General features: G+C 39.3%; 25 protein-coding genes. 12 read left to right on the forward strand and 13 right to left on the reverse strand.

Translation table 11 applies throughout. The features are described from left to right. Positions 1-26 precede the first annotated feature (26 nt). Both DSM02_RS11970 and DSM02_RS11975 read right to left on the reverse strand, forming a co-directional pair. Entirely contained in the window at positions 27-497 is a 471-nt protein-coding gene (locus DSM02_RS11970; protein ID WP_128759804.1) for an Lrp/AsnC ligand binding domain-containing protein, read from the reverse strand. Between the two features lie 183 nt (positions 498-680). Beyond that, on the reverse strand, positions 681-2,045 hold the full coding sequence (locus DSM02_RS11975) for a saccharopine dehydrogenase family protein (protein ID WP_128765856.1): 1,365 nt from the start codon (positions 2,043-2,045) through the stop codon (positions 681-683). A gap of 63 nt (positions 2,046-2,108) precedes the next feature. On the opposite strand from DSM02_RS11975, the gene DSM02_RS11980 reads away from it, so the two are divergent. Continuing rightward, positions 2,109-2,495, forward strand: coding sequence for a DUF423 domain-containing protein (locus tag DSM02_RS11980; protein ID WP_128765857.1), 387 nt, complete (start codon positions 2,109-2,111; stop codon positions 2,493-2,495). 71 nt (positions 2,496-2,566) lie between these two features. Next, positions 2,567-4,177: a phosphoenolpyruvate carboxykinase (ATP) gene (pckA, locus tag DSM02_RS11985; RefSeq protein ID WP_128765858.1), complete on the forward strand. Its 1,611-nt coding sequence runs from the start codon at positions 2,567-2,569 to the stop codon at positions 4,175-4,177. A gap of 362 nt (positions 4,178-4,539) precedes the next feature. On the opposite strand, the gene DSM02_RS11990 is transcribed toward pckA, so the two are convergent. Then, complete coding sequence (locus DSM02_RS11990) at positions 4,540-5,286, reverse strand: uroporphyrinogen-III synthase (protein ID WP_128765859.1); 747 nt, start codon at positions 5,284-5,286, stop codon at positions 4,540-4,542. Between the two features lie 42 nt (positions 5,287-5,328). After that, positions 5,329-5,988 carry a DUF4271 domain-containing protein gene (locus DSM02_RS11995; RefSeq protein ID WP_128765860.1) on the reverse strand — a complete coding sequence of 220 codons (660 nt, stop codon included), beginning with the start codon at positions 5,986-5,988 and terminating at the stop codon, positions 5,329-5,331. 108 nt (positions 5,989-6,096) lie between these two features. Here DSM02_RS11995 and DSM02_RS12000 point away from each other — a divergent pair, with 108 nt between their 5' ends. From DSM02_RS12000 to DSM02_RS12010, 3 genes are read left to right on the forward strand one after another with little or no spacing between them, the layout of a single operon-like run. Beyond that, a complete protein-coding gene (locus DSM02_RS12000; protein ID WP_128765861.1) occupies positions 6,097-6,828 on the forward strand; it encodes a polyprenol monophosphomannose synthase in 732 nt (243 codons plus the stop codon). Between the two features lies 1 nt (position 6,829). Further along, entirely contained in the window at positions 6,830-8,170 is a 1,341-nt protein-coding gene (locus DSM02_RS12005; protein WP_128765862.1) for a dihydroorotase, read from the forward strand. Further along, a complete protein-coding gene (locus tag DSM02_RS12010; protein WP_128765863.1) occupies positions 8,167-8,646 on the forward strand; it encodes a DUF4296 domain-containing protein in 480 nt (159 codons plus the stop codon). The genes DSM02_RS12005 and DSM02_RS12010 overlap by 4 nt, the downstream gene beginning before the upstream one ends. Here DSM02_RS12010 and DSM02_RS12015 read toward each other — a convergent pair. Continuing rightward, positions 8,626-9,639, reverse strand: coding sequence for an NAD-dependent epimerase/dehydratase family protein (locus DSM02_RS12015; protein WP_164918302.1), 1,014 nt, complete (start codon positions 9,637-9,639; stop codon positions 8,626-8,628). The genes DSM02_RS12010 and DSM02_RS12015 overlap by 21 nt on opposite strands. A gap of 151 nt (positions 9,640-9,790) precedes the next feature. On the opposite strand from DSM02_RS12015, the gene tyrS reads away from it, so the two are divergent. After that, on the forward strand, positions 9,791-11,089 hold the full coding sequence (gene tyrS / locus DSM02_RS12020; protein ID WP_128765864.1) for a tyrosine--tRNA ligase: 1,299 nt from the start codon (positions 9,791-9,793) through the stop codon (positions 11,087-11,089). Between the two features lie 58 nt (positions 11,090-11,147). On the opposite strand, the gene DSM02_RS12025 is transcribed toward tyrS, so the two are convergent. The 4 genes from DSM02_RS12025 to DSM02_RS12040 form a co-directional block, all read right to left on the reverse strand. Then, entirely contained in the window at positions 11,148-11,756 is a 609-nt protein-coding gene (locus tag DSM02_RS12025) for a hypothetical protein (RefSeq protein WP_128765865.1), read from the reverse strand. Between the two features lie 76 nt (positions 11,757-11,832). Next, entirely contained in the window at positions 11,833-12,540 is a 708-nt protein-coding gene (locus tag DSM02_RS12030) for a zinc metallopeptidase (RefSeq protein ID WP_205875146.1), read from the reverse strand. 345 nt (positions 12,541-12,885) lie between these two features. Beyond that, positions 12,886-16,353, reverse strand: a complete 3,468-nt coding sequence (locus tag DSM02_RS12035) for a leucine--tRNA ligase (protein ID WP_128765866.1) — start codon at positions 16,351-16,353, stop codon at positions 12,886-12,888. Positions 16,354-16,551: 198 nt separating this feature from the next. Further along, positions 16,552-17,475, reverse strand: coding sequence for a ketopantoate reductase family protein (locus tag DSM02_RS12040; protein WP_128765867.1), 924 nt, complete (start codon positions 17,473-17,475; stop codon positions 16,552-16,554). 173 nt (positions 17,476-17,648) lie between these two features. Between DSM02_RS12040 and DSM02_RS12045 the strand changes: the two genes are divergently transcribed. The 5 genes from DSM02_RS12045 to DSM02_RS12065 all read left to right on the forward strand — a co-directional run bounded on the left by DSM02_RS12045 (position 17,649) and on the right by DSM02_RS12065 (position 21,217). Continuing rightward, positions 17,649-18,527, forward strand: coding sequence for a cell division protein FtsX (locus DSM02_RS12045; protein WP_128765868.1), 879 nt, complete (start codon positions 17,649-17,651; stop codon positions 18,525-18,527). A gap of 46 nt (positions 18,528-18,573) precedes the next feature. Beyond that, positions 18,574-18,849 (forward strand): DUF3098 domain-containing protein, encoded by a 276-nt coding sequence (locus tag DSM02_RS12050; RefSeq protein WP_128765869.1) that lies wholly within the window; start codon positions 18,574-18,576, stop codon positions 18,847-18,849. 20 nt (positions 18,850-18,869) lie between these two features. Beyond that, on the forward strand, positions 18,870-19,667 hold the full coding sequence (uppP, locus tag DSM02_RS12055) for an undecaprenyl-diphosphatase UppP (protein WP_128765870.1): 798 nt from the start codon (positions 18,870-18,872) through the stop codon (positions 19,665-19,667). Positions 19,668-19,707: 40 nt separating this feature from the next. Further along, on the forward strand, positions 19,708-20,412 hold the full coding sequence (gene truB, locus DSM02_RS12060; protein WP_128765871.1) for a tRNA pseudouridine(55) synthase TruB: 705 nt from the start codon (positions 19,708-19,710) through the stop codon (positions 20,410-20,412). Positions 20,413-20,482: 70 nt separating this feature from the next. Continuing rightward, positions 20,483-21,217: a hypothetical protein gene (locus DSM02_RS12065; RefSeq protein ID WP_128765872.1), complete on the forward strand. Its 735-nt coding sequence runs from the start codon at positions 20,483-20,485 to the stop codon at positions 21,215-21,217. On the opposite strand, the gene DSM02_RS12070 is transcribed toward DSM02_RS12065, so the two are convergent. Then, positions 21,195-21,833 carry a thioredoxin family protein gene (locus DSM02_RS12070; protein ID WP_128765873.1) on the reverse strand — a complete coding sequence of 213 codons (639 nt, stop codon included), beginning with the start codon at positions 21,831-21,833 and terminating at the stop codon, positions 21,195-21,197. The genes DSM02_RS12065 and DSM02_RS12070 overlap by 23 nt on opposite strands. A 94-nt stretch (positions 21,834-21,927) precedes the next feature. Between DSM02_RS12070 and DSM02_RS12075 the strand changes: the two genes are divergently transcribed. Next, entirely contained in the window at positions 21,928-22,503 is a 576-nt protein-coding gene (locus tag DSM02_RS12075; protein WP_128765874.1) for a DNA-3-methyladenine glycosylase I, read from the forward strand. Here the strand turns inward: DSM02_RS12075 and aat are convergent. The 3 genes from aat to DSM02_RS12090 all read right to left on the reverse strand — a co-directional run bounded on the left by aat (position 22,495) and on the right by DSM02_RS12090 (position 24,688). After that, complete coding sequence (gene aat / locus DSM02_RS12080) at positions 22,495-23,133, reverse strand: leucyl/phenylalanyl-tRNA--protein transferase (RefSeq protein ID WP_128765875.1); 639 nt, start codon at positions 23,131-23,133, stop codon at positions 22,495-22,497. The two genes, DSM02_RS12075 and aat, sit on opposite strands and share 9 nt — an antisense overlap. A 261-nt stretch (positions 23,134-23,394) precedes the next feature. After that, positions 23,395-23,772, reverse strand: a complete 378-nt coding sequence (locus tag DSM02_RS12085; protein WP_128765876.1) for a DUF3127 domain-containing protein — start codon at positions 23,770-23,772, stop codon at positions 23,395-23,397. A 34-nt stretch (positions 23,773-23,806) separates the two neighbouring features. Continuing rightward, entirely contained in the window at positions 23,807-24,688 is an 882-nt protein-coding gene (locus tag DSM02_RS12090) for a flavin reductase family protein (protein WP_128765877.1), read from the reverse strand. Positions 24,689-24,786 lie beyond the last annotated feature (98 nt).

Here is a 24,786-nt window from a genome sequence, read left to right on the forward strand (position 1 = left end):
AATCAAAACCATTTTTGGTTTTCAACCTAAATCTGAATCTGCCTTTCTATTTGTTGATTTAAGGAAATAAAAGTTTCTGTTCGTGAAACACCGTCAATAGCCTGTACTTTTTTGTTGAGTAAGTGCATCAGGTGTTCGTTATTTTTACAGAGTATTTTAATGAAAATTGACCAGTTTCCGGTGGTATAATGACACTCTAAAACTTCAGGGATTTCTTCAAGCTGTTTAACCGCTTTGGGGTTGCTCATTGCCCGGTCGAGATAAATCCCTATAAAAGCCATGGTATTATATCCTAAAACTTTAGGATCTACTGTAAATTTTGAACCGGTAATTAAACCTGATTTTTCCAATTTGCGCAGGCGCTGGTGAATAGCAGCACCCGAGATCCCTACTTGTCTGGCAATCTCTAAAATGGGTTTTCGTGCATCATCCATCAACTGACGTAAAATGATTTTATCTATTCCGTCAATTGCTATTTGTTCGTTTACGATTTTCATAACCTATAATTTGTCACCTAAAAGTAGCAATAAACTTACTTCACACAAGCTCTAACTGAATAAAAGTTATAATCGTAAACTATTCTCCGGCAAATCCGCAAGGCATTATTAGAAAACAGCTTTTGACTTTGCTGCACGTTTTGAAGTATTTTAATCTCGATTACCGAGTAAACTAAATTAAGCTTATTCGTGATGTGGGTTATAGCCCAAATAAGGCACTTCGTATTCTTTAAAAATAATTCCGTGAGTCTCTAACTCATCAAGAATAGGGTTGTAAACTTCTTTTGAAACCGGCAATTGTACTCCCGGATTGGCAATAACACCGTTTAAAATCTTTAACGCTGCTATACCCACCGGTAAACCCACCGTTTTTGCCATTGCGGTATAGGTTTGATTCTCGCCCACACTTACCATAGTTGAATCTATTTGTTTTTGCTCGCCCTTGAGTTCATAACCAAACTTATGATACATTACGATCATATCTTTATCATTGTGATCAAGCGTCCATTTATCTTCAAGAATGCGTTGCAGGCATTGAGCAGGAGTTGCTTTCCGAAGCCCAATTTTTTTAGTTTTATCAAATAAATTCAATTCTAAGAGTTTATCCCACAGCAAATCATCCTGATCAATCTTGAGCATATGACGCAATTTTAACTGCACAGAGTCTGTAGGAGAATACGGCAAAAATAAGTTTGTAAACTCGCGGTAGCTCATCGTTTCTGTATCCTGCAAAACATAACTATCATCTGTCATCCCGAGTTGTACAAAAAGATTCCATGCTCGTGAAAAACCTACTCTACGCATGGTCCCTCTATATAACGTAAGCACATCTTCAAGACCGTAGATGCTTCGGTATTTTAATGAATTACGGTTTGCATACGCCTCAAATCGCCCGTAACCCTCCACATCAAGAAATTCTGTTCTTCTGAAAAGTCTTTGATAGGGAATGTATTTGTAGGTTCCTTCCTGAATAAACTCTGCTGCACCACCTTGCCCGGCTAAAACCACATTTCTAGGATTCCAGGTAAATTTATAATTCCAGAGATTATCATCACTTTCAGGAGCAACTAATCCGCCACAAAACGATTCAAACAAAAGTAGTTTACCTCCCTGATCTCTAATGCGGTCAATCACCCGCATTGCGCTCATATGATCAATACCGGGATCCAGACCTATTTCGTTCATAAAAATAAGTCCGCTTGCGGTTACCTCTTTATGTAAGGCTTCCATCTCCTCGCTGATATAAGAAGCCGTTACCATATTTTTTTTGAAGCGTAAACAATCTCGTGCTATTTCGATATGCAACCGTGCGGGCAACATACTAATTACAATAGCAGCATTTTTAATTAGTTGTTGTCTCACCTCAGTATCTGCTATCTCTAATTGAATGGCTTCTACACACGCCCAGTCTTTTGCCAGTCGCGTTGCATTAATGAACTCCTTATCAGCAACAATTAAACGCAAGTCCTCGGTGATAGCATTTTCGGCTAAATATTTTATAAGCTGTGCAGTAGATTTTCCTGCTCCTATAATTAAGACATTTCGCATATTAAAATAGTATTTTTACTCCTGTTGAATTTAATCATTTGATCGCGCATTAAAACACGTATTATGAAAAGAACGCTTCTCATCACCGGTTCGCTTTTAGGTTTAACAGCAGTCATTCTGGGAGCTTTTGGAGCCCACGGCCTTAAGGAGAGTTTAACTCCCGAAGCTATAAATTCATTTGAAACCGGTGTGCGTTACCAAATGTACCATGCATTCTTACTGCTATTAACCGGTACTGCCTTACCCTTAACTGAAAAAGCTCAAAAAAGCACATTTTATCTGATTCTTTTAGGCGTGCTTTTATTCAGCGGTTCTATTTATTTACTCACCACAAAACCTCTTACGGAAATTGATATTTCGGCCATTGCCTGGATTACCCCAATAGGCGGTGCTTTACTAATCTCAGCCTGGATTCTAATTACCTATAATTTTATTAAATCTGTAAAATAATCAATTGCTTTATACTTATTGATAAAATTAAAGCACTAATTTTACCGCGTATTTACTAAAAATTCAATTTTATGGCTTCAACTGCCTTATTTACGAAAACGATTTCGTTATCAAAATACGGAATCAAAAATGCAACAGTTCAGTATCAATTAGACCCTCAAGAACTGCACCAGATCTGTGTAGAAAATGGTCTGGGTAAAACAACAGCTTCTGGAGCTCTCGCAATAAATACCGGGAAATTTACCGGACGGTCCCCTAAAGATCGATTCATTGTGATTGACGAGCTTACGCGCGATGAAGTATGGTGGGGAGATATCAATATCCCATTTGACAAACTCAGGTTTAGTCGCCTGCGCGAAAAAATACAGACCTATCTTTCTGACAAAAAACTTTTTGTAAGAGACGCCTTTGCTTGTGCCGATCCCCGATATCGTCTGGGAATACGCGTGATCAACGAGCATGCATGGTCAAATTTGTTTACTCATAATATGTTTTTGCGACCTACTGAAGAAGAGTTAGAGAGTTTTAAAGAAGACTGGCTCATTCTCAATGCACCTGGATTTAAGGCTAATCCTGAAATTGACGGTACGCGACAAGAAAATTTTGCGATCATCAGTTTTGAAGAAAAAACAATTTTAATAGGCGGCACGGGATACACAGGTGAGATCAAGAAAGGAATTTTTTCGGTATTGAACTTTCTTCTTCCTACCCAGAAAAATACGCTACCTATGCACTGTTCTGCTAACGTAGGAGAAAATGGAGAAACAGCTATTTTCTTTGGACTTTCTGGTACAGGTAAAACAACCTTGAGTGCAGATCCCTCCCGAAAGCTCATAGGCGATGATGAGCACGGATGGACACCAGACAATACAATATTCAATTTTGAAGGAGGTTGCTATGCCAAGGTTATCAATCTTTCTGAAGAACAGGAACCGGATATTTTTGGGGCGATTCAAGGAGGTGCATTGTTAGAAAATGTTAGTGTAGCCGAAAATCAAGAAGTAGATTATACAAACACATCTATTACCCAAAATACCCGCGTAAGCTACCCGATACATCATATTAATAATATTCAGACTCCTTCAACAGGTAAAAAGCCTACAAACATTTTCTTTTTAACAGCAGATGCTTTTGGGGTTTTGCCTCCTATCTCAAAACTCACTCCGGGACAGGCTGCTTATCATTTTATAAGCGGTTACACAGCAAAAATTGCAGGTACCGAAGCAGGTGTTACCGAACCTACTCCTTCTTTTTCGGCTTGCTTTGGAGCGCCATTTATGCCATTACATCCTACACGCTATGCTGAGATGCTTATTGCTAAAATGCAAGAAACCGGCGTTAATGTATGGCTTATCAATACCGGGTGGACGGGTGGCCCTTATGGAATAGGAAAACGTATGGCACTAAAGTATACCCGCGCGATGATTAATGCAGCACTCGATAATAAGTTGGGAGAAATCAACCACGAAGACTATCATATTCACTCTGTTTTTGGAGTTGCCCAACCGCGCACCTGTCCCGGTGTTCCTGATAGCGTGTTGAGTCCTCGACAAACCTGGAACAACGATGAAGGTTATTATAAAACGGCTCACAAACTGGCTACAGCTTTTAAAGCAAATTTTAAAAAATATGAAGCATATGCAAGTGAAGCAATAATGAATGGGCAACCAACTTCCGAGTAAAAGCATAATGAAACCACAGTCCTACCACACTCCTACCACACTCCAACCACACTTTACCACAAAATCTGTGGGTGAATGTGGTTTGGCTATGGATTGACTATTGGGTTACCTGTAAGCATTCCTATCTTATAACTAGTGGATAATAGCTATACGGGATTATGGGAATAGCTAGGAATAAGGTGCATTTAGAAGTCGATTTAGGAAAATGAAAATGCAGCATTCTATTCTCTACAGATTAATTGCAATTTTTGCTTAAACACAACAATTAAGCTTTATGCCGCCTTTGATCTAAACAGTAGAAAAACGCTAAACAAAAAAAGGCTCCTCAATGGAGCCTTTTTATTGTAACGTGATGTATAAGATCATTTCTTATTTACATCATCAATATACTTTTCTAGAGCCATCGTCATCGATGGTGTTTCTGGTGTAGGTGCCATAATGTTAACTTTAAGTCCGGCTTCTTCTACTGCTCTTACCGTTGAATTTCCAAACACAGCAATACGCGTATCGTTTTGTTTAAAATCTGGAAAGTTCTCAAACAGAGATTTGATTCCGCTGGGGCTAAAGAAAACTAAAATATCATAGGTCACATCTTTTAAATGTGACAGGTCACTTACTACAGTACGGTAAAATATACCACGATCCCAAGTAAGTTTTAGGTCGTTTAGTACGTTAGGTACTTCAGGTTTTAAAGAATCTGAAGAAGGCAATAAGAATTTTTCGCTTTTATACTTTTTCAGAATGGGTGACATTTCTGTAAATGTACGTTTACCCACATAAATCTTACGCTTACGGTAAACTACATATTTTTGCAGATAATAGGCTACTGCCTCACTCTGACAAAAATACTTTAAACTGTCTGGCACTTTAAAACGCATTTCTTCCGCTATGCGGAAAAAATTATCAACTGCATTACGACTGGTTAAAATAATAGCCGTGTATTTGCTTAAGTCGATTTTTTGATGTCTAACCTCTTTGCCAGGTACACCTTCAACGTGTATAAACGGGATAAAGTCAACTTTTACTTTCTTCTTTTCCTGTAATTCAAAATAGGGAGAATTCTCAACTTTTGGTTCTGGTTGCGAAACCAAAATAGTCTTCACTTTCATAGACATTCTAAATTTGTGTTTAACTCACACCACTTTAACTACCTATATAAAACTAAACACCTTATATAAAATGAAGTAGGGCGCGATTTCAAGAGCGCAAAGGTACAAAATAAAATAAAACAGATTATTGTAAATCAACTTTTCATACCTTCTATAGGTGTTGAAAAGGCTAATTATATTAAAAATCACAAATATTCCTACCACAATCTGGATCACAAGCAGAGTAGGGTGTACTGCATAAACAAATATTGCATTTACCGGCAACAGGATTAATGCAAAATAACTGCGGTAACTCAATTTTGACAATTGGTAGGCATTGAGCTGTTGCTCCCCACTAAATAGAACACCTAGCATACGCTCTATAAAAAACTTTAAAGAGACAAAGACAACATATGCCAGCACAATACGCAGATACAATAAAAAAGAGGTGACATCTGAGCTAATAGCAAATTGTATAAAAGCGAGGTAGATAAAAAGAGAAATAGAAAGAAACTGCGAAGCAAAAAGAATCAAATTAAAAGGATTCTCAAATTGAATATCTTTACCAGCCTTAAGAAGGTACTTTTCATTTATAAGTAACTCTGCAAAATCTATAAAACGAGACTCGTAAGCGACTTTTGCGATAGTAATAAGTATTAAACATGCCACAAACACCAGAGTAATCCAGTCATTACTTGTAACACTTCGTTCTAAGGCTTGCAAATTCTAACTTTTTTGAGAGGTTAAAATTACTATAATTACGAGAGTTTAGAGAAAAGTGCCCAACAATTAACGCCCAAAATAATTACATTTGCGATTAAATTACTTACGATGGCTAGTTCGCTCGTCATAATCCCCACCTATAACGAAGCAGAGAATATTGAAAAGCTGGTGCGCAATATTTTTGCGCAGCAACGTGCCTTTGATGTCTTGGTTGTAGACGATAATTCTCCAGACAAAACGGCTGTTTTGGTAAAAAGCCTGCAGCAAGAATTTATAGGACAGCTACACCTGCTGGAGCGTCCCGGTAAAAATGGTCTGGGCACCGCCTATATTGCAGGATTTAAATGGGCCTTAAAGCGGGATTATGCTTATATTTTTGAGATGGATGCAGATTTCTCGCATGCCCCTAATGATTTGATACGTCTTTATAACGCCTGTTCAAAAGGAGGCGCAGACCTGGCAATAGGCTCAAGATATAAGACCGGAGTTAATGTGGTAAATTGGCCAATGGGGCGTGTCCTAATGTCATATATAGCGTCAAAATATGTTAGATTTATAACTGGCTTAGATATTGCAGATACTACCGCAGGTTTTATTTGCTATAAACGCGAGGTTCTGGAGCAGATCACACTCGACAAGATAAAATTTGTAGGGTATGCGTTTCAGATAGAGATGAAGTTTAAAGCTCATTTATTAGGCTTTAACATCACTGAAGTGCCCGTAATCTTTGTAGATCGTACAAAGGGAACCAGTAAAATGAGCACCGGTATATTCAGCGAAGCTGTTTTTGGTGTTCTAGGAATGAAAATTAAAAGTCTTTTTAAAAGTTACGAGATTTAAGATGGAAAAGGTACTTATCAAAGATGCACATATTGTAAACGAAGGCACCATCATGCGTGGTGATGTTTATATCGAAAATGGAATTATACAAGAGATAAGTCAAAATCTCAGTGTTAAAGGACCTGATGTACATGTATTTGATGCAGAAGGGAAACACCTTTTACCGGGCGTTATTGATGACCAGGTTCATTTTAGAGAACCGGGACTTACCCATAAAGCAACCATAGAATCAGAATCACGTGCTGCTGTGGCCGGAGGTATTACTTCTTTTATAGAAATGCCTAACACCATCCCACAGACCACAACAATCGAAAAGCTTGAGGAGAAATTCAGCAGAGCTGCTGAGACCTCTTATGCGAATTACTCCTTTATGTTTGGCGGCACAAACGACAATCTTGATGAGATCAAAAAAGTTGATAAAACTAAAGTAGCCGGACTCAAATTATTTTTAGGTAGTTCTACCGGAAATATGCTTGTAGACGATGAGGCTGTTTTGCGTGAGATTTTTAAAAGCACAGACCTTCTCATTTCGGTGCATTGCGAAGATGAAGAGACCATTCGTAAAAACCTTGAAATTTACAAAGAGCGCTATGGGGATGATATTCCTATTAACATGCATCCTATAATTCGTAGTGACGAAGCTTGTTATTTATCTTCTTCACGCGCAATCGCATTAGCTAAAGAAACGGGTGCTCGCTTGCATGTTTTTCACCTTTCAACAGCTAAAGAAATGGAGCTTTTTGACAAAAAGACTCCGTTAAAAGATAAAAAGATCACCGCAGAGGTTTGTATTCACCACCTATGGTTTTCTGATGCAGATTATGACGAAAAACAAACGCTCATAAAATGGAATCCTGCTGTAAAAACACAAAAAGATCAGGATGCCCTCTGGGAAGCCTTACTGGATGACCGCCTTGATGTGATCGCAACAGATCACGCGCCGCATACTTTAGAAGAAAAACAAAACGTATACACTAAAGCTCCCAGTGGTGGCCCGCTCGTACAGCACGCACTACCTGCAATGCTAGAGATGTATCATGAAGGCAGAATAAGTCTGGAGAAAATTGTAGAAAAAATGTGTCACAACCCTGCGATACTTTTTGAAGTGGAAAAGAGAGGTTACATCAAACCCGGCTATTATGCTGATCTTGTTTTAGTAGATCTCAATAATCCGTGGACGGTTACTACAGATAATATTTTATACAAATGCAAATGGTCTCCTTTTGAAGGCAGCACCTTTAAATCACGTATTTCACATACGTTTGTAAACGGCCGTTTAGCCTATAAAAACTTCAAAGTATACGATGAGCGTCACGCGCAGCGTTTAACCTTTAATAGATGATGCAAAAAGTAGTTTTAGCGCTGTTTGGTTTGGTTTTCATTTTGAGTTGTAACGAAGTTCAAACTCCTAAAAAACCTGATGATTTTATCAAAAAGGATAAAATGACAGATATCTTGTATGATATCTCACTAATGCGAGCGCTCAAAACCTACAGTGTTAATGACATGGTTGTTTTGGGTCTTCAGCCAGATTCATACATCTATAAGAAATATGATGTTGACAGCCTGCAGCTTGCAAAGAGTATTGATTATTATTCGGTGAATTTTAATGAATACACAGCTATGTGGGAAGAAGTAGGTGAGCGACTAACCGCCCAACGCGATGCGTTGCAGTTCAAACAAAATGAACTAGACAGTATTCGTTTAGAGAAAAGTAACCGCAGACGAGACTCCATAAAAAAAGTCAATATGGTTAAGCCTGATTCTAAAGACATAAAGGTAGAAAATGATTCTTTATTAGAATCTGTAAGCAGTTAAATGCTTCGCAATACGACTTATTGTAGATTCTATGTCGCGATATTCAAAACCCAACTCTTTTTTAAGCTTAGAATTATCGTAAACACTTTCTGTGTACGCAGATCTTGCAGTGCTTTTAGTCAACTTGCGACGTTTTCCAAAAAGACTCGCGAACCAGTCTAACTTCCAGGCCAGATCTAACTGCCATTTTTTTAATTCTTTATTCGGAAGCGCCACACCTAAAGCCTTAGCTATTTGATCTAAAATTATTTTGAATTTCAGATTGTGGCTCACCAGAATAAATCGTTCGTTTTTGACCGAAGCATGCATCAATAGAACCATTGCTCTCACGACATCTTCTACATCCACAAAACCTGTCGCTCCGGGAACCGAATACTTCAATCCCTTCTGAACCGTTCTGAAAAGTGCGCCGCTTCCTCCTTTATAAAAACCTTCTCCAAAAATCACTCCGGGGTTTACAACAACCACATCAAGACCTTCCTGAGTACCACGCCAGACCTCCATCTCTGAAGCAAACTTAGAAATACTATAAACACTATTTTCTTTTGTAGCTTCCCATTGCGTTTCTTCGGTCACTGCTTTTGGACTATCTCCTAAAGCCGCCACTGAACTCACATAACATAGCTTCTGAATTTTATTTTTAAGACAAAGATTCACCACATTTGCGGTACCTTCTACATTGATTTTTTGAAGCGTTTCAAAGCGTTTTGGGCTGAAAGAAACCAGCGCAGCACAATGATAAACGTTTGTAATTCCCGAGAATGCTTCGGTTAAAGCAGGAATATCAGTAACGTCTGCCTGCATCCATTCAATCTTATAAAAATCTGCTGCTGCTGATTCTGACTGCTCATTTTTCCACTTAAAAAGCGATTCAACGGGATCTATTTTCTCTTGTGTTCTGTAAATAGCACGAATATTTTTTTCGCCTTGCACAAGTAACTCCCACAGCAAATGCGAACCCACTAAACCGGTACCTCCCGTTACTAAAATCATAGCTGCGAAGTTAGTGATATTCTTACTTTCTTGTCGTGGTGGCTTGCGCATTATATTTATATTTGCCAGCTAGTAAATTGTCATTAAGACAAGCACAGCAGGTATTAAAATAAAACTCGATTATCGAGTAAAGACGCAGAAAACAGCAATTATGATCAGTAATTTTGTAGAAGAGCTAAAATGGCGCGGCATGATTCACGATGTGATGCCGGGCACCGAAGAACATCTTATGGAGACCATGCGCTCTGCTTATGTAGGGATCGACCCTACTGCAGACTCGCTTCACATAGGTCACTTGGTAGGCGTTATGATGCTCAAACATTTTCAGGCAAGTGGCCATAGGCCTATTGCTCTTGTTGGTGGTGCAACGGGTATGATTGGTGATCCTTCAGGAAAATCTGATGAACGTAATCTGCTTGATGAAGAAACCTTGCGTCACAATCAGGAAGCTATAAAAGAACAACTGTCACGCTTCTTAGATTTTGATTCTGACGAAGAAAATGCAGCCGTTCTGGTTAATAATTACGACTGGATGAAAGATTTTAGCTTTCTCGAATTTATACGTGATGTGGGTAAACACATCACCGTAAACTATATGATGGCTAAAGATTCGGTTAAAAAACGCTTGTCTGCAGAATCTGCTGAAGGCATGAGTTTTACTGAGTTTACCTACCAGCTCGTTCAGGGTTATGACTTTTTGCACCTCTACCGTGAAAAAGATCTAACGCTTCAAATGGGTGGAAGCGACCAGTGGGGTAACATCACCACGGGAACTGAATTGGTGCGTAGAATAGGTGGTGGTAAGGCATATGCCATGACTTGCCCGCTCATCACTAAAGCAGACGGGACCAAATTTGGAAAAACTGCCGGTGGCAATATCTGGTTAGATGCAGAACGTACTTCGCCCTATAAGTTCTACCAATATTGGTTAAATACAAGCGACGAAGATGCTGCGAAATACATCAAGATTTTTACTTTTTTAGGAAAAGAAGAAATCGAAAATCTTATTACTGAGCATCAGGAAGCCCCACACCAGCGTACACTTCAGAAACGTCTCGCGGAAGAAGTGACCATGAGCACGCATGGTATAGAAAATTATGAGAATGCCGTTAAAGCGTCAGAAATTCTCTTCGGAAAGTCTACTGCTGCAAACCTGAAGGCGCTTAATGAAAAGACCTTTTTAGATGTTTTTGAAGGGGTACCGCAAGCGGAAGTGAGTCGTGGCGAGATTGAAGCCGGACTAGACATTATCGCTGCTCTTGCTGAAAAAACAGGTTTCCTTTCTTCTAATGGAGAAGCACGTCGTGCTTTAAAACAAAACTCCATTTCTGTAAATCAGGAAAAAGTAGAAGATGGCTACACCGTTACAACTGAAGATCTGATCAACAACCGTTTTGTCTTACTCCAACGCGGTAAAAAGAATTATTTCGTAATCCGTATTTTAGATTAATGAGAAACTATTCTCATTAAAAAAGCCTCAAACATAGTTTCTGTTTGAGGCTTTTTACTTATTGTGCTTTCTCAAAGATTTGCTTTATCTCATTAAAAAATTCATTAAACTGTGACTTATGCTTTTCTGCTAAATTACTTAACTCATTAATTCTATAAAATTCTATATAATACAAGGTCTTTTTATCCAATTGTAGCTCATCTTTATCTTTAATATATTTTTTAAAATCAAGATTGAATAAGTCTTTAAAATCAGACTTTTCGATCTTATTCAAAAAGATTTCATTTATATAAGACCTCATCTTCGAAACTTTATCAGCTCCAATCTTGTGGTATAAAATATCATAATCCTTCTTACCACGATAGAATTCAATTGAGTCTATTTGTGAAGGTGAAAAGCACTTAATATAATCTTCATTCAGATAAAGAGATTGAAGAATACAACCATATAGTGTTATAACTACTTCATTAATCTCAATTTTATTATAATTACCCTTTCTTCTAAAACAACCCTCATAATCTAAAAATTGACCAGTATTCCTATTTAAAACAGAATCTATTCTCAAAGAGTAATCATCTTCATTGAAGTTAAAATCTGTTAACATCCTCGCAAGACAGTGCCCCAATTCGTGAATTACAACCGTTTTAAATTTCTCTTCAATTTGCATTATCAAATTTGTTTAAAAAACCCCATCAACAAAATCCTGTTGATGGGGTTTTTATTTTTTAATGTGCTTTTAAGCACTAGCGTCTTCCTCCAAAAATTTGAAGTGCGAAGTATAATAAAGTTGCAAGTGAACCTATCGCTGCCACAACATAGGTACGAGCAGCCCATTTAAGTGCATCTGCTGCACCATCGTGTTCCTGACGTGTCAACATATTGGATGATTCTAACCAGGCCAAAGCACGATTACTCGCATCATATTCTACCGGTAAGGTTATGAAGGAAAATAAAGTTCCCATCGCAAAAAGTCCTAAACCGATAAGTGCTACAGTCATCCCTAATCCAGAACCAATGATTGACATCAACACCACACCACCTATAATTACAAACATAGACATCCGAGAAGCCACGCTAACTACAGGCACCAATTTAGAACGCATGGTCAACCAACTATACGCTTTTGCGTGCTGCACGGCGTGCCCGCACTCGTGTGCTGCTACCGCAGCCGCAGCGGCATTCCGCTGATTGTACACCGGTTCACTCAAGTTTACCGTTTTATTGGCAGGGTTGTAATGGTCTGTCAACTGGCCCTGTACCGAAATGACTTTTACATCAGTAATCCCATTATCACTAAGCATCTTGCGAGCAATTTCAGCTCCGCTCATCCCATTTTGTAAGTGTACTTGTGAATACTCTTTAAACTTACTTTTTAATTTATTACTAACTAACCAACTTACTAGTGCGATTGCACCTATAAGTATATAGTAGCCCATATATCCTCCAAACATAATTTTTAGTTTTAATTCATTAAAGCTAATGAATAATTAGCAAAAAATAAGCCGAAAACATCAGCTGACGTATTGGCTGTCACTTCGAGTTTTTGATGGAGGTCATTACCGGAATTAAAAGTTTCGAGAGGGATCGCTTTGATACACCGCTCCTTTGGTCCCGTTACTCAGCGACCGGTTTACTCCAAGTTTTAGTCAGTTCGAGCGCAGTCGAGAACCAAACTACATTTAAAGCTAGCATCTCGACTGCGCTCGATGTGACACTGAGAATTCCAGAAATATTATACCTTGTATTTCTAATTTTGTATTTCCGATTTTCAATTCCCCCTTTGGGGGTTTAGGGGGCTAGCCTACAAAATTCACGATCTTTCCGGGAACCACGATGACTTTTTTAGGTTCGCGACCGCCTAAATATTCCTGAGTTTTCTCGTATGCACGTACCGCTTTTTCGATTTCTTCTTTAGAAAGATCTAGCGGAAGCTCCATTGTAAAACGCATTTTCCCGTTAAACGAAATCGGGTATTCTTTACTGCTTTCTACCAAATGCTTGGCGTCAAACTCCGGAAACGGTGCCGTTGCAATCGAACCTTCGTGACCCAATAAACTCCATAATTCTTCTGCGATGTGTGGAGCATACGGCGAAATCAAAACCACCAAAGGTTCCAGCACTTCACGGTTGTTACATTTTGCAGCAGCCAACTCGTTAACGGCAATCATGAAGGTAGAAACCGAAGTATTGAAACTGAAGTTCTCGATATCTTCCTGCACCTTTTTGATGGTTTTATGAAGAACTTTAAGCCCCTCGGTCCCCGAAGGGGAAGCATCAACGTAGAACTCACCAACATTTCCATTAGGATCAACTTTGTGATACAACTTCCAGAGTTTTTTGAGGAAGTTATGTACTCCGGTTATTCCTGCAGTATTCCAGGGTTTTGCCTGCTCTAACGGACCTAAAAACATCTCGTACATACGCAAGGTATCGGCGCCGTACTCCTCACAAATATCATCGGGGTTTACCACGTTGTATTTGGATTTGGACATTTTTTCTACTTCGCGTGAAACTTTTACTCTATAATCTTTTGCACCTGAATCAGGAAAAATAATTCTCAATGACTCATCAATAAAAATTGAATTTACAAGCTCCTTTCTCCAATTCCGAAACTCAGGAACATCTAATAAATTTGATGTATTTACAAAGGAAACATCAACAACAAATTTTCTTCCTCTATCCAAGACCTTTACATTAAGATTTTTATGACCTAAATCTTTTTCAATTTCATTAGAATACCATTTTTCTATTTCAGAAAGCTTTTCTTTAAAATGATCATTAAAATTGCTTTCCTGATATGCAGGAAGGAAATCACTCGAGAAAAATAAAGGCCTTAAAGAAATATAGTCCGACACATCTATTGCTTCATCCATAGTCAATTCAGATTCATCATACTCAACATAAACTGAATGTGCAAAAGCACTCTCCCCCAAAATCATCCCCTGATTGATGAGCTTTTTAAACGGCTCTTCAACTGGGGCGAAGCCACGGTCTTTTAAAAATTTCACCCAGAAACGGCTGTATAGTAAATGACCAGTAGCGTGTTCGCTACCTCCAATGTAGAGGTCTACATTTTGCCAGTACTCCATCGCTTCTTTTGATGCAAAAGCCTCGTCGCGCAAGGCTTTCTCCATATACCTAAAGAAATACCAGCTGCTTCCTGCCCAACCGGGCATGGTGTTCAGCTCCAGCCCATAAACACCCGAAGGGGTATTCTCAGCATCAGCTCCCCCTTTGGGGGTTGGGGGGCCTACTACTTCGTTGGTATTCGTATCCCAATGCCACTTCGTGGCGCGACCTAGTGGCGGTTCACCTTCTTCGGTGGGTAAGTATTTTTCTACTTCCGGGAGCTCTAAAGGCAGGTATTTCGCATCAATCATTTGCGGCATACCGTCCACGTAATAAACCGGGAAGGGTTCTCCCCAATAGCGCTGACGGCTAAAGACTGCATCTCGCAGGCGGTAATTGACTTTTCCTTTACCGGCGCCTATTTTCTCCAATTCTTCAATCGCTTTAGGAAGCGCCTGCTTGTATGAAAGTCCGTTTAAGAAATCAGAATCTTTCAACGGTGTATTGTCCTTTTCGGCGTAAGCCTGCTCGCTGATATCAATTCCGTCAAAAATATTTTTAATCGGAATACCAAAATGTGTCGCAAAATCCCAGTCGCGCTGATCCCCGCAAGGTACGGCCATCACCGCACCGGTACCGTAACCGGCCAGTACATAATCCCCTATCCAGATCGGGATGGGCTCTTTAGTAAATGGGTGCTCTGCATAAGCCCCAGTAAATGCCCCCGAAATAGTCTTTACATCAGCCATACGCTCGCGCTCGCTACGCTTGGCAGTCGCCTCAATGTAGGCGTCAACCTCAGCCTTTTGCTCAGGTGTGGTAATCTCCTGTACCAGGTCCAACTCGGGTGCCAGCGTCATAAACGTTACCCCAAAAATAGTGTCGGGACGGGTGGTGAAGACTTCAATCCCCCTAACCCCCGAAGGGGGAACAAACGCATCTAAACTTGCTGTGATCTGATCGATCACCTTTTGCAAATCATGAAGAACTTCTTCATTTTTAAACCGAATAACTTGATATCCTATATCTTCTAATACTTCTGTTCTTGCCTGATCTTTTCCCTGTTGATTATCGTGAACAGATCCGTCTACTTCAATTATAAGTTTCTTCGAAAGACATACAAAATCAACAATATACTCATCAATAACGTGCTGCCTTCTGAATTTTGAATCCAGTTTTTTTCCACTCAAAACTTCCCAAAGCAGCTGTTCTGCTTCAGTAGGCTGAGATCGCATTTTTTTTGCTTTTTCATTCAGCAACGCTGAATTATTTCCCCCTGTCCTATATCCCGGCTTACTTGTAGTTCCCCCTTTGGGGGCTAGGGGGAATTTGACCATCGCCCCTTTACTTCTACCAATCCAGTTGGTTTGTGAATCTTTAAGCGGTTGTGGCCAGTCGATATCTTGTAAACCGTCTAATAAACGCTGTGCGTATGCGCTGATGCGCATACTCCATTGGGTCATTTTTTTACGCACTACGGGATGCCCACCACGTTCTGAAACGCCGTTAACAATCTCATCGTTTGCTAATACGGTACCCAAAGCCGGACACCAGTTTACTTCGGTTTCAGCCAGGTAGGTTAAGCGGTATTTTAAAAGTATTTCCTGTTTTGCTTTCGCGGAAGCGTTTTTCCAATCTTCAGCAGTAAAAGATTCCACATCTTCATCGCACACCGCATTTACAGAAGTATTTCCTTCAGCTTCAAATTTGGCGATCAGCGTGTCAATATGTTCCGCTTTGTTGCTGTCGTTGTTGTACCAACTTTCAAAAAGCTGAATAAAAATCCACTGTGTCCACTTATAATATTCGGGATTTGACGTGCGCACCTCGCGACTCCAGTCAAATGAAAAACCGATTTTATCCAATTGCTCGCGGTAACGGGCAATATTGGTTTCGGTAGTGATTGCCGGGTGTTGACCGGTTTGAATCGCATATTGCTCTGCCGGAAGTCCAAATGAATCATACCCCTGTGGATGCAACACATTATACCCTTGATGCCGTTTGTAACGCGCATAAATGTCACTGGCGATATACCCTAGCGGATGACCCACGTGCAGTCCCGCCCCAGAAGGATAGGGAAACATATCAAGCACATAATATTTAGGCTTATCGCTGTTGTTTTGGGCTTCAAAGGTTTTGTGTTCTTTCCAAAACTGTTGCCACTTTTCTTCTATCGCGTTAAAATCGTAATTCATCCTAGGTTCATTTGTTGAAATTGCTTTAAGACTTGTAAACTGTCAAACTGAGCTTGTCGAAGTTTCAACCCATTAGTCATTAATTGGTCTTCGACAGGCTCAGACTGACAAACGAAATCTAAAGCATATCTTTTAGAAGCGGCAAATTTAACGATTTAAAAGCGATTTGAGACTTCAGATTCCTTCATCAAAATTTAGTTAAGACCGCGCCTCTTTTTCCATAGGTAATAAGCACTCGTAAATGAGTTCGTTTACCGGGACTGAAACCCCTAACCGTTTCCCTTCCCGAACAATATACCCATTAAAATTATCGAGTTCGCTGGGTTTGCCTTCCATAATATCCCGTTGGGTGGAAGCAGTAACCTCAGCATCTTGATTTTGAATCACTTCAAAAACCGAATCCATATGGGCTTCTGTTAGATTTATTCCTTTGGCTTTTGCAACTTTAAAAATCTCTTGGGCAGTATCTTTCATCATCTGGAACAGGTATTCGCTGGAACGTATTTTACCCATAGGCACGCGGGTTAATCCGCCAATACCGCTTATCGTACAGATGAATAAAAATTTCTTCCAGATCTCAACCTGAATGTTTTCTACTGAATCACTCACAAAACCAGCTTCCTGAAACAATTCCTGAAGGGCTTTTATGCGGTCAGTAAGACTGCCGTTGAGTTCTCCAAATATTATAATTGGCTCAAACGTAAGATGTTTTATTTTACCGGGACCGTCTTTAAAAGCTATAATTCTGCACAATCCTCCTAAAACCTGAGCATCGGGCAACACCTCGAGAATTTTCTCTGCATTTGCAGCACCATTTTGCAAGGGTAAAAACACGGTTTCAGATTTTACATACGGCTTTAAAGCTTGAATACTCTCAGGAACTTGCCAGGATTTAACACCTAGAATCACTAAATCCGGAGTAGGTATTTCGCTGAGATCATCAGTTGCCAGATCGGGTTCCGCTACAAAATCGCCTTTGTAACTGGTTACCTGCAATCCATTTTGTTTAATCGCTTCCAGATGCTTTCCGCGAGCGATAAACGTTATATGATTATTGGTTTTAGTCAGTTTTCCGCCAAAATAGCCGCCAACTCCTCCTATTCCGTATATTAAAATGTTCATCAGTTTATCATTTTCAGGGTTAAGCTTTTAATTATAAGATGTTTCAACCCTTATAAACGCTGAAAGTAGCGAAAGCTTTGATATAAAAATACAAAATGCGAAATGCGTACGTTTAAGAAGCACGAACTTTAGTATTTTTGCCCACTAGTGGTATCTAAATTTTAAGCAGCAATATGGCATCATCTTTTGAAAAGTTTCAACGTCGCAGATTGATCTCATCTTATTTTTCGGTGATTTTAAGTATTGCGTTGGTGCTCTTCTTACTCGGTCTGCTGGGACTTCTGGTGCTGAATTCTAAAAAAGTTGCTGATCATTTTAAGGAGCAAATCGCGCTTACGATCTATCTGAAAGATGACGCCAAAGATGTTGAGATCAAGCAACTTGAAAAAACACTGGCACTAGCAGATTATACAAAATCGACTCAGTTTGTTTCTAAGGAAGATGCTGCAGAAAAACACAGCAAAGAAATAGGGGAGAATTTTATGGATTTTCTGGGGTACAATCCACTGCAGAACTCTATTGACGTTTACCTCAAAGCTGACTTTGTAGATGCCGCTCAGGTAAAAGAAATTGCCGACAATTTACTCGCAAAAGATTTTGTGGAAGAAGTAAACTACGATCAACCCTTGATCTCTTTACTCAACGATAATATCAAAAAAATAAGTTTGTGGATTGTGATCATCAGCGGCGTATTTACGCTCATCGCTGTTTTGCTCATCAACTCTGCGATACGACTTTCAGTTTACTCTAAACGATTTACCATAAAAACCATGCAAATGGTAGGCGCTACCAAAGGTTTTATTCGCCGCCCGTTTATCTGGCTGAGTATGAAACTGGGAATGGTAGGCGCATTAATTGCTCTGGCGGGGATGGCTGCGGTTTTATATTATTTAAACCAGACCTTTCCTGAGCTTGAACTACTTGCTGATCCTGTAATTCTCGCTATTTTATTTGTAGGTGTATTTGTAGCAAGCGTTATTATAACTTGGTTCAGTACTTTTTTAGCCACACAGCGTTTCTTAAATTTAAGAACAGACGAATTATACTATTAGGTAAAGACATCGTGTCTTTTAAATCATAACATTTAACCCTTTAAAAATGGGAGAACAAAAGCGTAAAAAGCAAAACGAACTGCACCGCAGTAGTTTTATTTTTAAAAAGAAAAATTATAAAGTGATGTTGATAGGTCTGGGTGTTATTGCACTTGGGTTTATTTTAATGTCTGGTGGCGGCAGCGATAACCCTAATGTCTTTAACCCGGAGATTTACAACTGGAGACGTATACGTCTGGCTCCTGCTTTGGTCTTAATAGGGTTTGGGATTGAGGTCTATGCGATATTGCTGAATCCTGATAAGAAAAAGAACGCCAACTAACCTCCTTTCAACCTTTTTAAATGGATATAATTGACGCAATAATACTGGGTATTATTCAAGGACTTACCGAATTTTTACCGGTATCATCAAGTGGTCACCTCGAGCTGGGAAAAGCGATTTTAGGAGACAGCACCTTACCGGAAGAAAGTTTACTTTTTACCGTAGTACTTCATTTTGCAACCGCCTTGAGTACGCTGGTTGTTTTTAGGAAAGACATCCTTGAAATCATAACAGGTTTGTTTCAGTTTAAATGGAATGAAGAAACACAATTTTCTTTAAAAATCATTATCTCGATGATCCCTGCGGTGTTTATAGGACTCTTTTTTGAAGAGCAACTCGAATCACTTTTTGGCGGAAATATTCTTTTAGTTGGAATGATGCTCATCATTACCGCCTTATTGCTTTGGCTAGCAGATAAAGCAAAAGACACTCAAAAACCGGTAACCTATCGCAATGCTTTTGTAATCGGTATAGCTCAGGCTATCGCTATGCTTCCCGGAATTTCTCGCAGTGGCGCTACAATTTCAACCTCGGTTTTATTAGGAAATGATAAAAGTAAAGCTGCTCGGTTTTCATTCTTAATGGTGGTTCCGTTGATTTTTGGGAAAATCGCTAAAGATATTTTAGGTGGTGAGATCACTACTGAATCGGGTAACTTCACCGCTCTTTCTATAGGTTTTGTAGCTGCTTTTGTAAGTGGGCTTATCGCCTGTACCTGGATGATCAAATTGGTTAAAAAGAGCAAGCTTTCTTGGTTTGCCGTTTATTGCCTGATCGTAGGAATCATTGCCGTAAGTTTTGGTTACTATAATTTATAACCAACTCTCACCTGAATAAAAATCATTAACAGAAATACGTATGCAGTTTACCGAAGAACAATTTAAAGAGGGGCAGGTTTTGTTATTTGACAAACCGCTCAATTGGACCTCTTTTCAGTTGGTAAACAAAGTACGCTGGCTCATTCGCAAAGCCTATAAGATCAAAAAGATTAAGGTAGGTCACGCCGGCACCTTAGATCCATTAGCAACTGGCTTGTTAATCATCTGCACCGGTAAGTTCACCAAGCGCATAGAAGAATTTATGGGTCAGGAAAAAGAATATACAGGCACTATTGTTTTAGGAGCCACAACACCTTCTTACGACTTAGAAACCGAAATTGACGCGACCTTTCCAACAGAACACCTCCATGAGGAATTGATTCAACATGCAACTGCGCAATTCACCGGAAACATTCAGCAGAAACCACCTGTTTTTTCTGCTTTAAAAAAAGAAGGAAAACGCCTGTATGAATTTGCGAGAGCAGGCGAAGCAGTAGAAATACCGAGCAGAGAAGTGCAAATTTCAGAATTTGAAATCACCTGTATTGCGCTTCCTGAAGTTCACTTCCGCGTACGCTGCAGTAAGGGAACGTATATTAGATCACTTGCGCACGACTTTGGTAAAGCCTTAGAAAGTGGCGGACATCTTTCCGCTTTGCGCAGAACAAAAATTGGTGATTTTGATGTCGCTAACGCTATATCCTTAGAAAATTTTGAAACAGCCTTAAAACAGGCTGAAGCATAATACAATTCCTCTGTTTTTCTTCCGTTTTGTTTAACAGCCGCACACGCCGCGTTTTTGTATTTTTGAACCGATGAAACTATCACCTGAAGATAAAGCAATGTTGATCACCTTTACCGGTGCCAGTATCTTTGTGATTGTTTTTCTCTTTCTTACGGTGGCACCTTACGACACTTCTCAGGTAGAAGAATTCATTCCCATTCCCATAATCCAGGATGATCCAGAAGAAGAACTCCCAGAACTTCTTAACGAAGAAGAGTTACAACAAACGCAGCAAATGACTAATCAGGCTCAAAACAGCAACAGGCTGAAACGAGAAGCCAATCGGTATTTTAATCAGCAAAATGAAGTAGATAATGCTTTAAAAACCGATTCAGAAAATACAACGGCCTCTGAAGATGATCAGGGAGAAGATGAGAATTACCCGGACTATCAATCTCGAATCGCCGCACTGCGTCAAAAAAGAAGCCAGCAACAATCTTCTGGGGATACTGAAAAAACAGAAAAGATTTCTAAGGTAAATACTTCAAGTTACCGTCGAAGCACAGTTACCTATCAGCTTAAAGATCGAAATGCAATACAAATTCCGAATCCTGTTTATACCTGTGATGCCACAGGAAAAGTGGTCATCAACATTCAGGTAAATGGTATAGGTGGGATTATGAAAGCTTATTTTAATAAAGCAGCATCAACCACAACAAACGGATGTCTGGTAGATCAAGCTTTAGAATATGCTGAGCAAGCTATTTTTAATAAAAGTGAACGAGATTCTCAGCTGGGCTCTATTACATTCGAGTTTCAAGGTTGAGGACGCGTAAGATTTCGGCTAGTTCTTTAACAACCGATTTTCCTTTATCTTGATTGTACCACTGTTGCAAACTTTCTTTAAAAGTTGCCGTAACCACATCATTTTCTTCCTTAAAATCATCTACCAGCTTTTGAGCCGCCTGAGAACGCGAACCCCAATCCATCAAAACAGAATCATCTTTAGGATCTTGTATAATAAGCTTGGGTATAGACTTAGAGCCGTTAGTCAAAAACGCATCCATCAACTGTGGATTTTCATCCCGAAGAACCAATTTTAAATCTATCGCCGGCTGTAGTTCTGCTATCTTCTGCATAACTGCCACTGCCGGTGGGGCATCACCACACCAGCTTTCTGTAATCACCAACCAATTTAAAGATCGGTTTAATTCAGTAATGAGCTTTTGCTGCTCTTCAGTAAAACGCAAAATCTTATCCCAACGTTTCATCCTGCGATAATTGAGAACGGTATAATTAGATAAAGCTTCGGTTTGTGTATGGCCGGTGCTGGTAAACGACTCTGCGTGGTTTTCAACAAGTAAGCGATACTCTGCATAGGTCATCGCATTTTTAAATGCTTTGGTTACCAGATCTTGCTTTTCTAAGGTAGTTATAGTCATAAAGAAAAAGTCGCTGTTTTTTTAGTGAACTTACAATCTAAAAAACAAACTACTCGCGCAAGATTAAATATCTTTAAGCTCTTAAACTTTACTTATGGAAAAACACAAATGTGGCTGGTGCGTGGGCGATAAACTTTATGAGGCGTATCACGATACAGAATGGGGCGTGCCGGTTTATGACGATGCCCGGCTTTTTGAATTCCTGATCTTAGAAACCTTTCAGGCCGGGTTGAGTTGGATCACTATTTTGCGCAAGCGCGAAAACTTCCGCGAAGCGCTTGATAATTTCGATTATAAAAAGATCGCTAATTATTCTGAATCTAAACTTCGAGAACTGCTCAGCAACCCCGGAATCATCAGAAACAAACTAAAGGTCAACGCAACGGTTTCTAACGCTAAAGCTTTTATGAAGATTCAGGAAGAATTTGGTAGTTTTTCAAAATACATCTGGAGTTTTGTAGATTATAAACCGGTTCAGAATTCTGTAATTTATTACAAAGAAGCCCCGGCGACAACAGCGATTAGCGATGCACTTTCAAAAGATCTAAAAAAAAGAGGGTTCAAGTTTACCGGTTCGACCGTAGTTTATGCGCATATGCAAGCCACCGGAATGGTAAATGATCACGAAGTGAATTGCTTTAGATATGCTGAAATGAAAGCGCTAGGTTAAAACAGATAAGAATTCTGCTCTGGATATCTCAGCTGCTCCCATACTTTCAAGATGCTCTGTATAAACCTGGCAATCTATTAATTTGTAATTGTTTTTCTGAAGTTTTTGCGCCAAAGTAATCAGAGCTACTTTACTGGCATTGCTGGTTTTTGCAAACATACTTTCGCCACAAAAGACCTTCTTTTCTTTTAAATTTATTCCATAAAGACCGCCTACTAATGTGTCGCTTTCCCATATCTCAACAGATTCTGCGAAACCTTGTTTATGGAGTTCTAGATAAGCATCTACCATTTCATTAGTAATCCACGTACCGTACTGACCGTCGCGTTCAATACGCTTACAATTTAAGATCACATCTAAAAAAGCCGTATTAAAAGTCACTTTAAACCGTTGCTCCCGCAAGACCTTTCGCATGGTTTTAGAAACGTGAATATTTTCAGGAACCAGAACCATTCGGGGATCTGGAGACCACCATAAAACAGGTTGACCATCATTATACCATGGGAAGATTCCTTTAGAATAAGCATCAATCAAACGCTTTACCGTTAGATCTGCACCCACTGCCAGCAGTCCGTCTGCATCTGCAAGGCTGTAATCTGGAAATGGCTGATCTGGAGTTATGAAAACGATAATTTATGATTTTAATAAAAAACTGCAGCTTACTTTGTTTAATTGCTATTTTTTTTCGAAATTTAAAGTAACCTATTCGATAATTTTGTTCATCATTGCTTTTTTAGTTTATTAAATAGGTTAACCTAAAACCAATTAAAAAGCTCTTTAACCAGAGCTTTTTTCTTTTTACAAAAGCTAGACTCACGAACTTTAATAACAAAAAATACCCCGGAAACTTATAAAAAGCACCCGGGGTATTCGTTGTATTTAACGTGCTTTTTAGAAAGGCAAATCATCATGATCATCATCACTAAAGTCTGATGCCGGCTCAAACTGGTCTGCTGGTGGAACCGGTGGCATACCTGCTGCCGGAGCTCCCGCCTGAATATTTTCTATTCTCCAACCTTGTATGCTGTTGAAATATTTAGTCTCTCCTTGTGGGTTTACCCATTCTCTTCCACGTAGATTGATGCTGATTTTTACATTCTGACCTACATTAAAGTTATTAAGTAAGTCTGTTTTATCTTGTACAAACTCAACCATTATCGTTTGTGGATACTGCTCTTCGGTAATTACAACAACCTCTCGCTTTCTAAAACCATTGCTTCCAAAGGTTTGTGTTTCTCCTATCAATTTAATTTTTCCCTGTACTTCCATTTCTGTCGTTTTGATGTTTTATATGCCTGTTCTCTTAGGCTAAAATTAATTTCCAGGCATCGCCTGTATTATCTTGCTGAATCAGTTTTTGAATCTCTTTATGCAAAGCTACCGTATCACCGGTAGTTACCAAATTTTGTAGCGATGAGTTTTCATCTAAATATTTTGCCACAGCATCAGCATCAGGCATTAGTTCTACATTCCCCAGACGTCCCAGATCATTTCCGGTAAGAATGGTACTCATACGTATTGCTTCTGGCAAGGCATCAACGCCTACACCTAAATTACGCAAAGGTTTTGGCACTTCAAACATTCCATCTATTGCACGGGTATACCAGTTACCCCCCATACGCGCAACGAGGTCTAGTTTATGCTCGTCTAAAGTATTGGCTTCTGTCAACACCGCTTTTTGAATATGAATTTTTACAATCTCACAAATCACCAGGTTTCCTGCACCGCCTTCAGTACCCAAAGCCACTACATCTTTTACTTTACATTCTAACTGAACCGGAGATTCTTTTACTCGAAAAGGCTTAACCAGCTCTGAATTTTCTTTAGTAAAACCCGCTTTTATAAATTCGTCTACGCCGGCATCATATTCTGTACTTGCTAGTGACATCTGTTGTACCATCGCATAATTAACGATGTTGATCACCACTTCTTTTGTTTCTAAAATATTTTCTAACGTGTGTTTTGTAGTGTTATCTCGGCCTCTTCTTACAGGGGAAAAAACTACAACAGGTGGATTCGAACTAAACACATTAAAAAAACTATAAGGCGCCAAATTAGGATTACCTTTAGCGTCTAAAGTGCTTGCAAAAGCAATGGGTCTAGGCCCTACAGAACCAGATAACACACTGTAAATTTGCGAATTATCAGTCACTTTAGGGTCTATACTTAAGATTTCTGTACTCATGTCGCAAAGGTAGTCAACCACTTCAATACTTAAAACCGTTTTGAATACAATAATTCTTTAAGAAATACTTTATATTTAAATTGGGTCAACTTTGTAAT

Origin of the sequence: Leeuwenhoekiella polynyae (assembly GCF_004104075.1) — a bacterium.
GTDB lineage: Bacteria > Bacteroidota > Bacteroidia > Flavobacteriales > Flavobacteriaceae > Leeuwenhoekiella > Leeuwenhoekiella polynyae.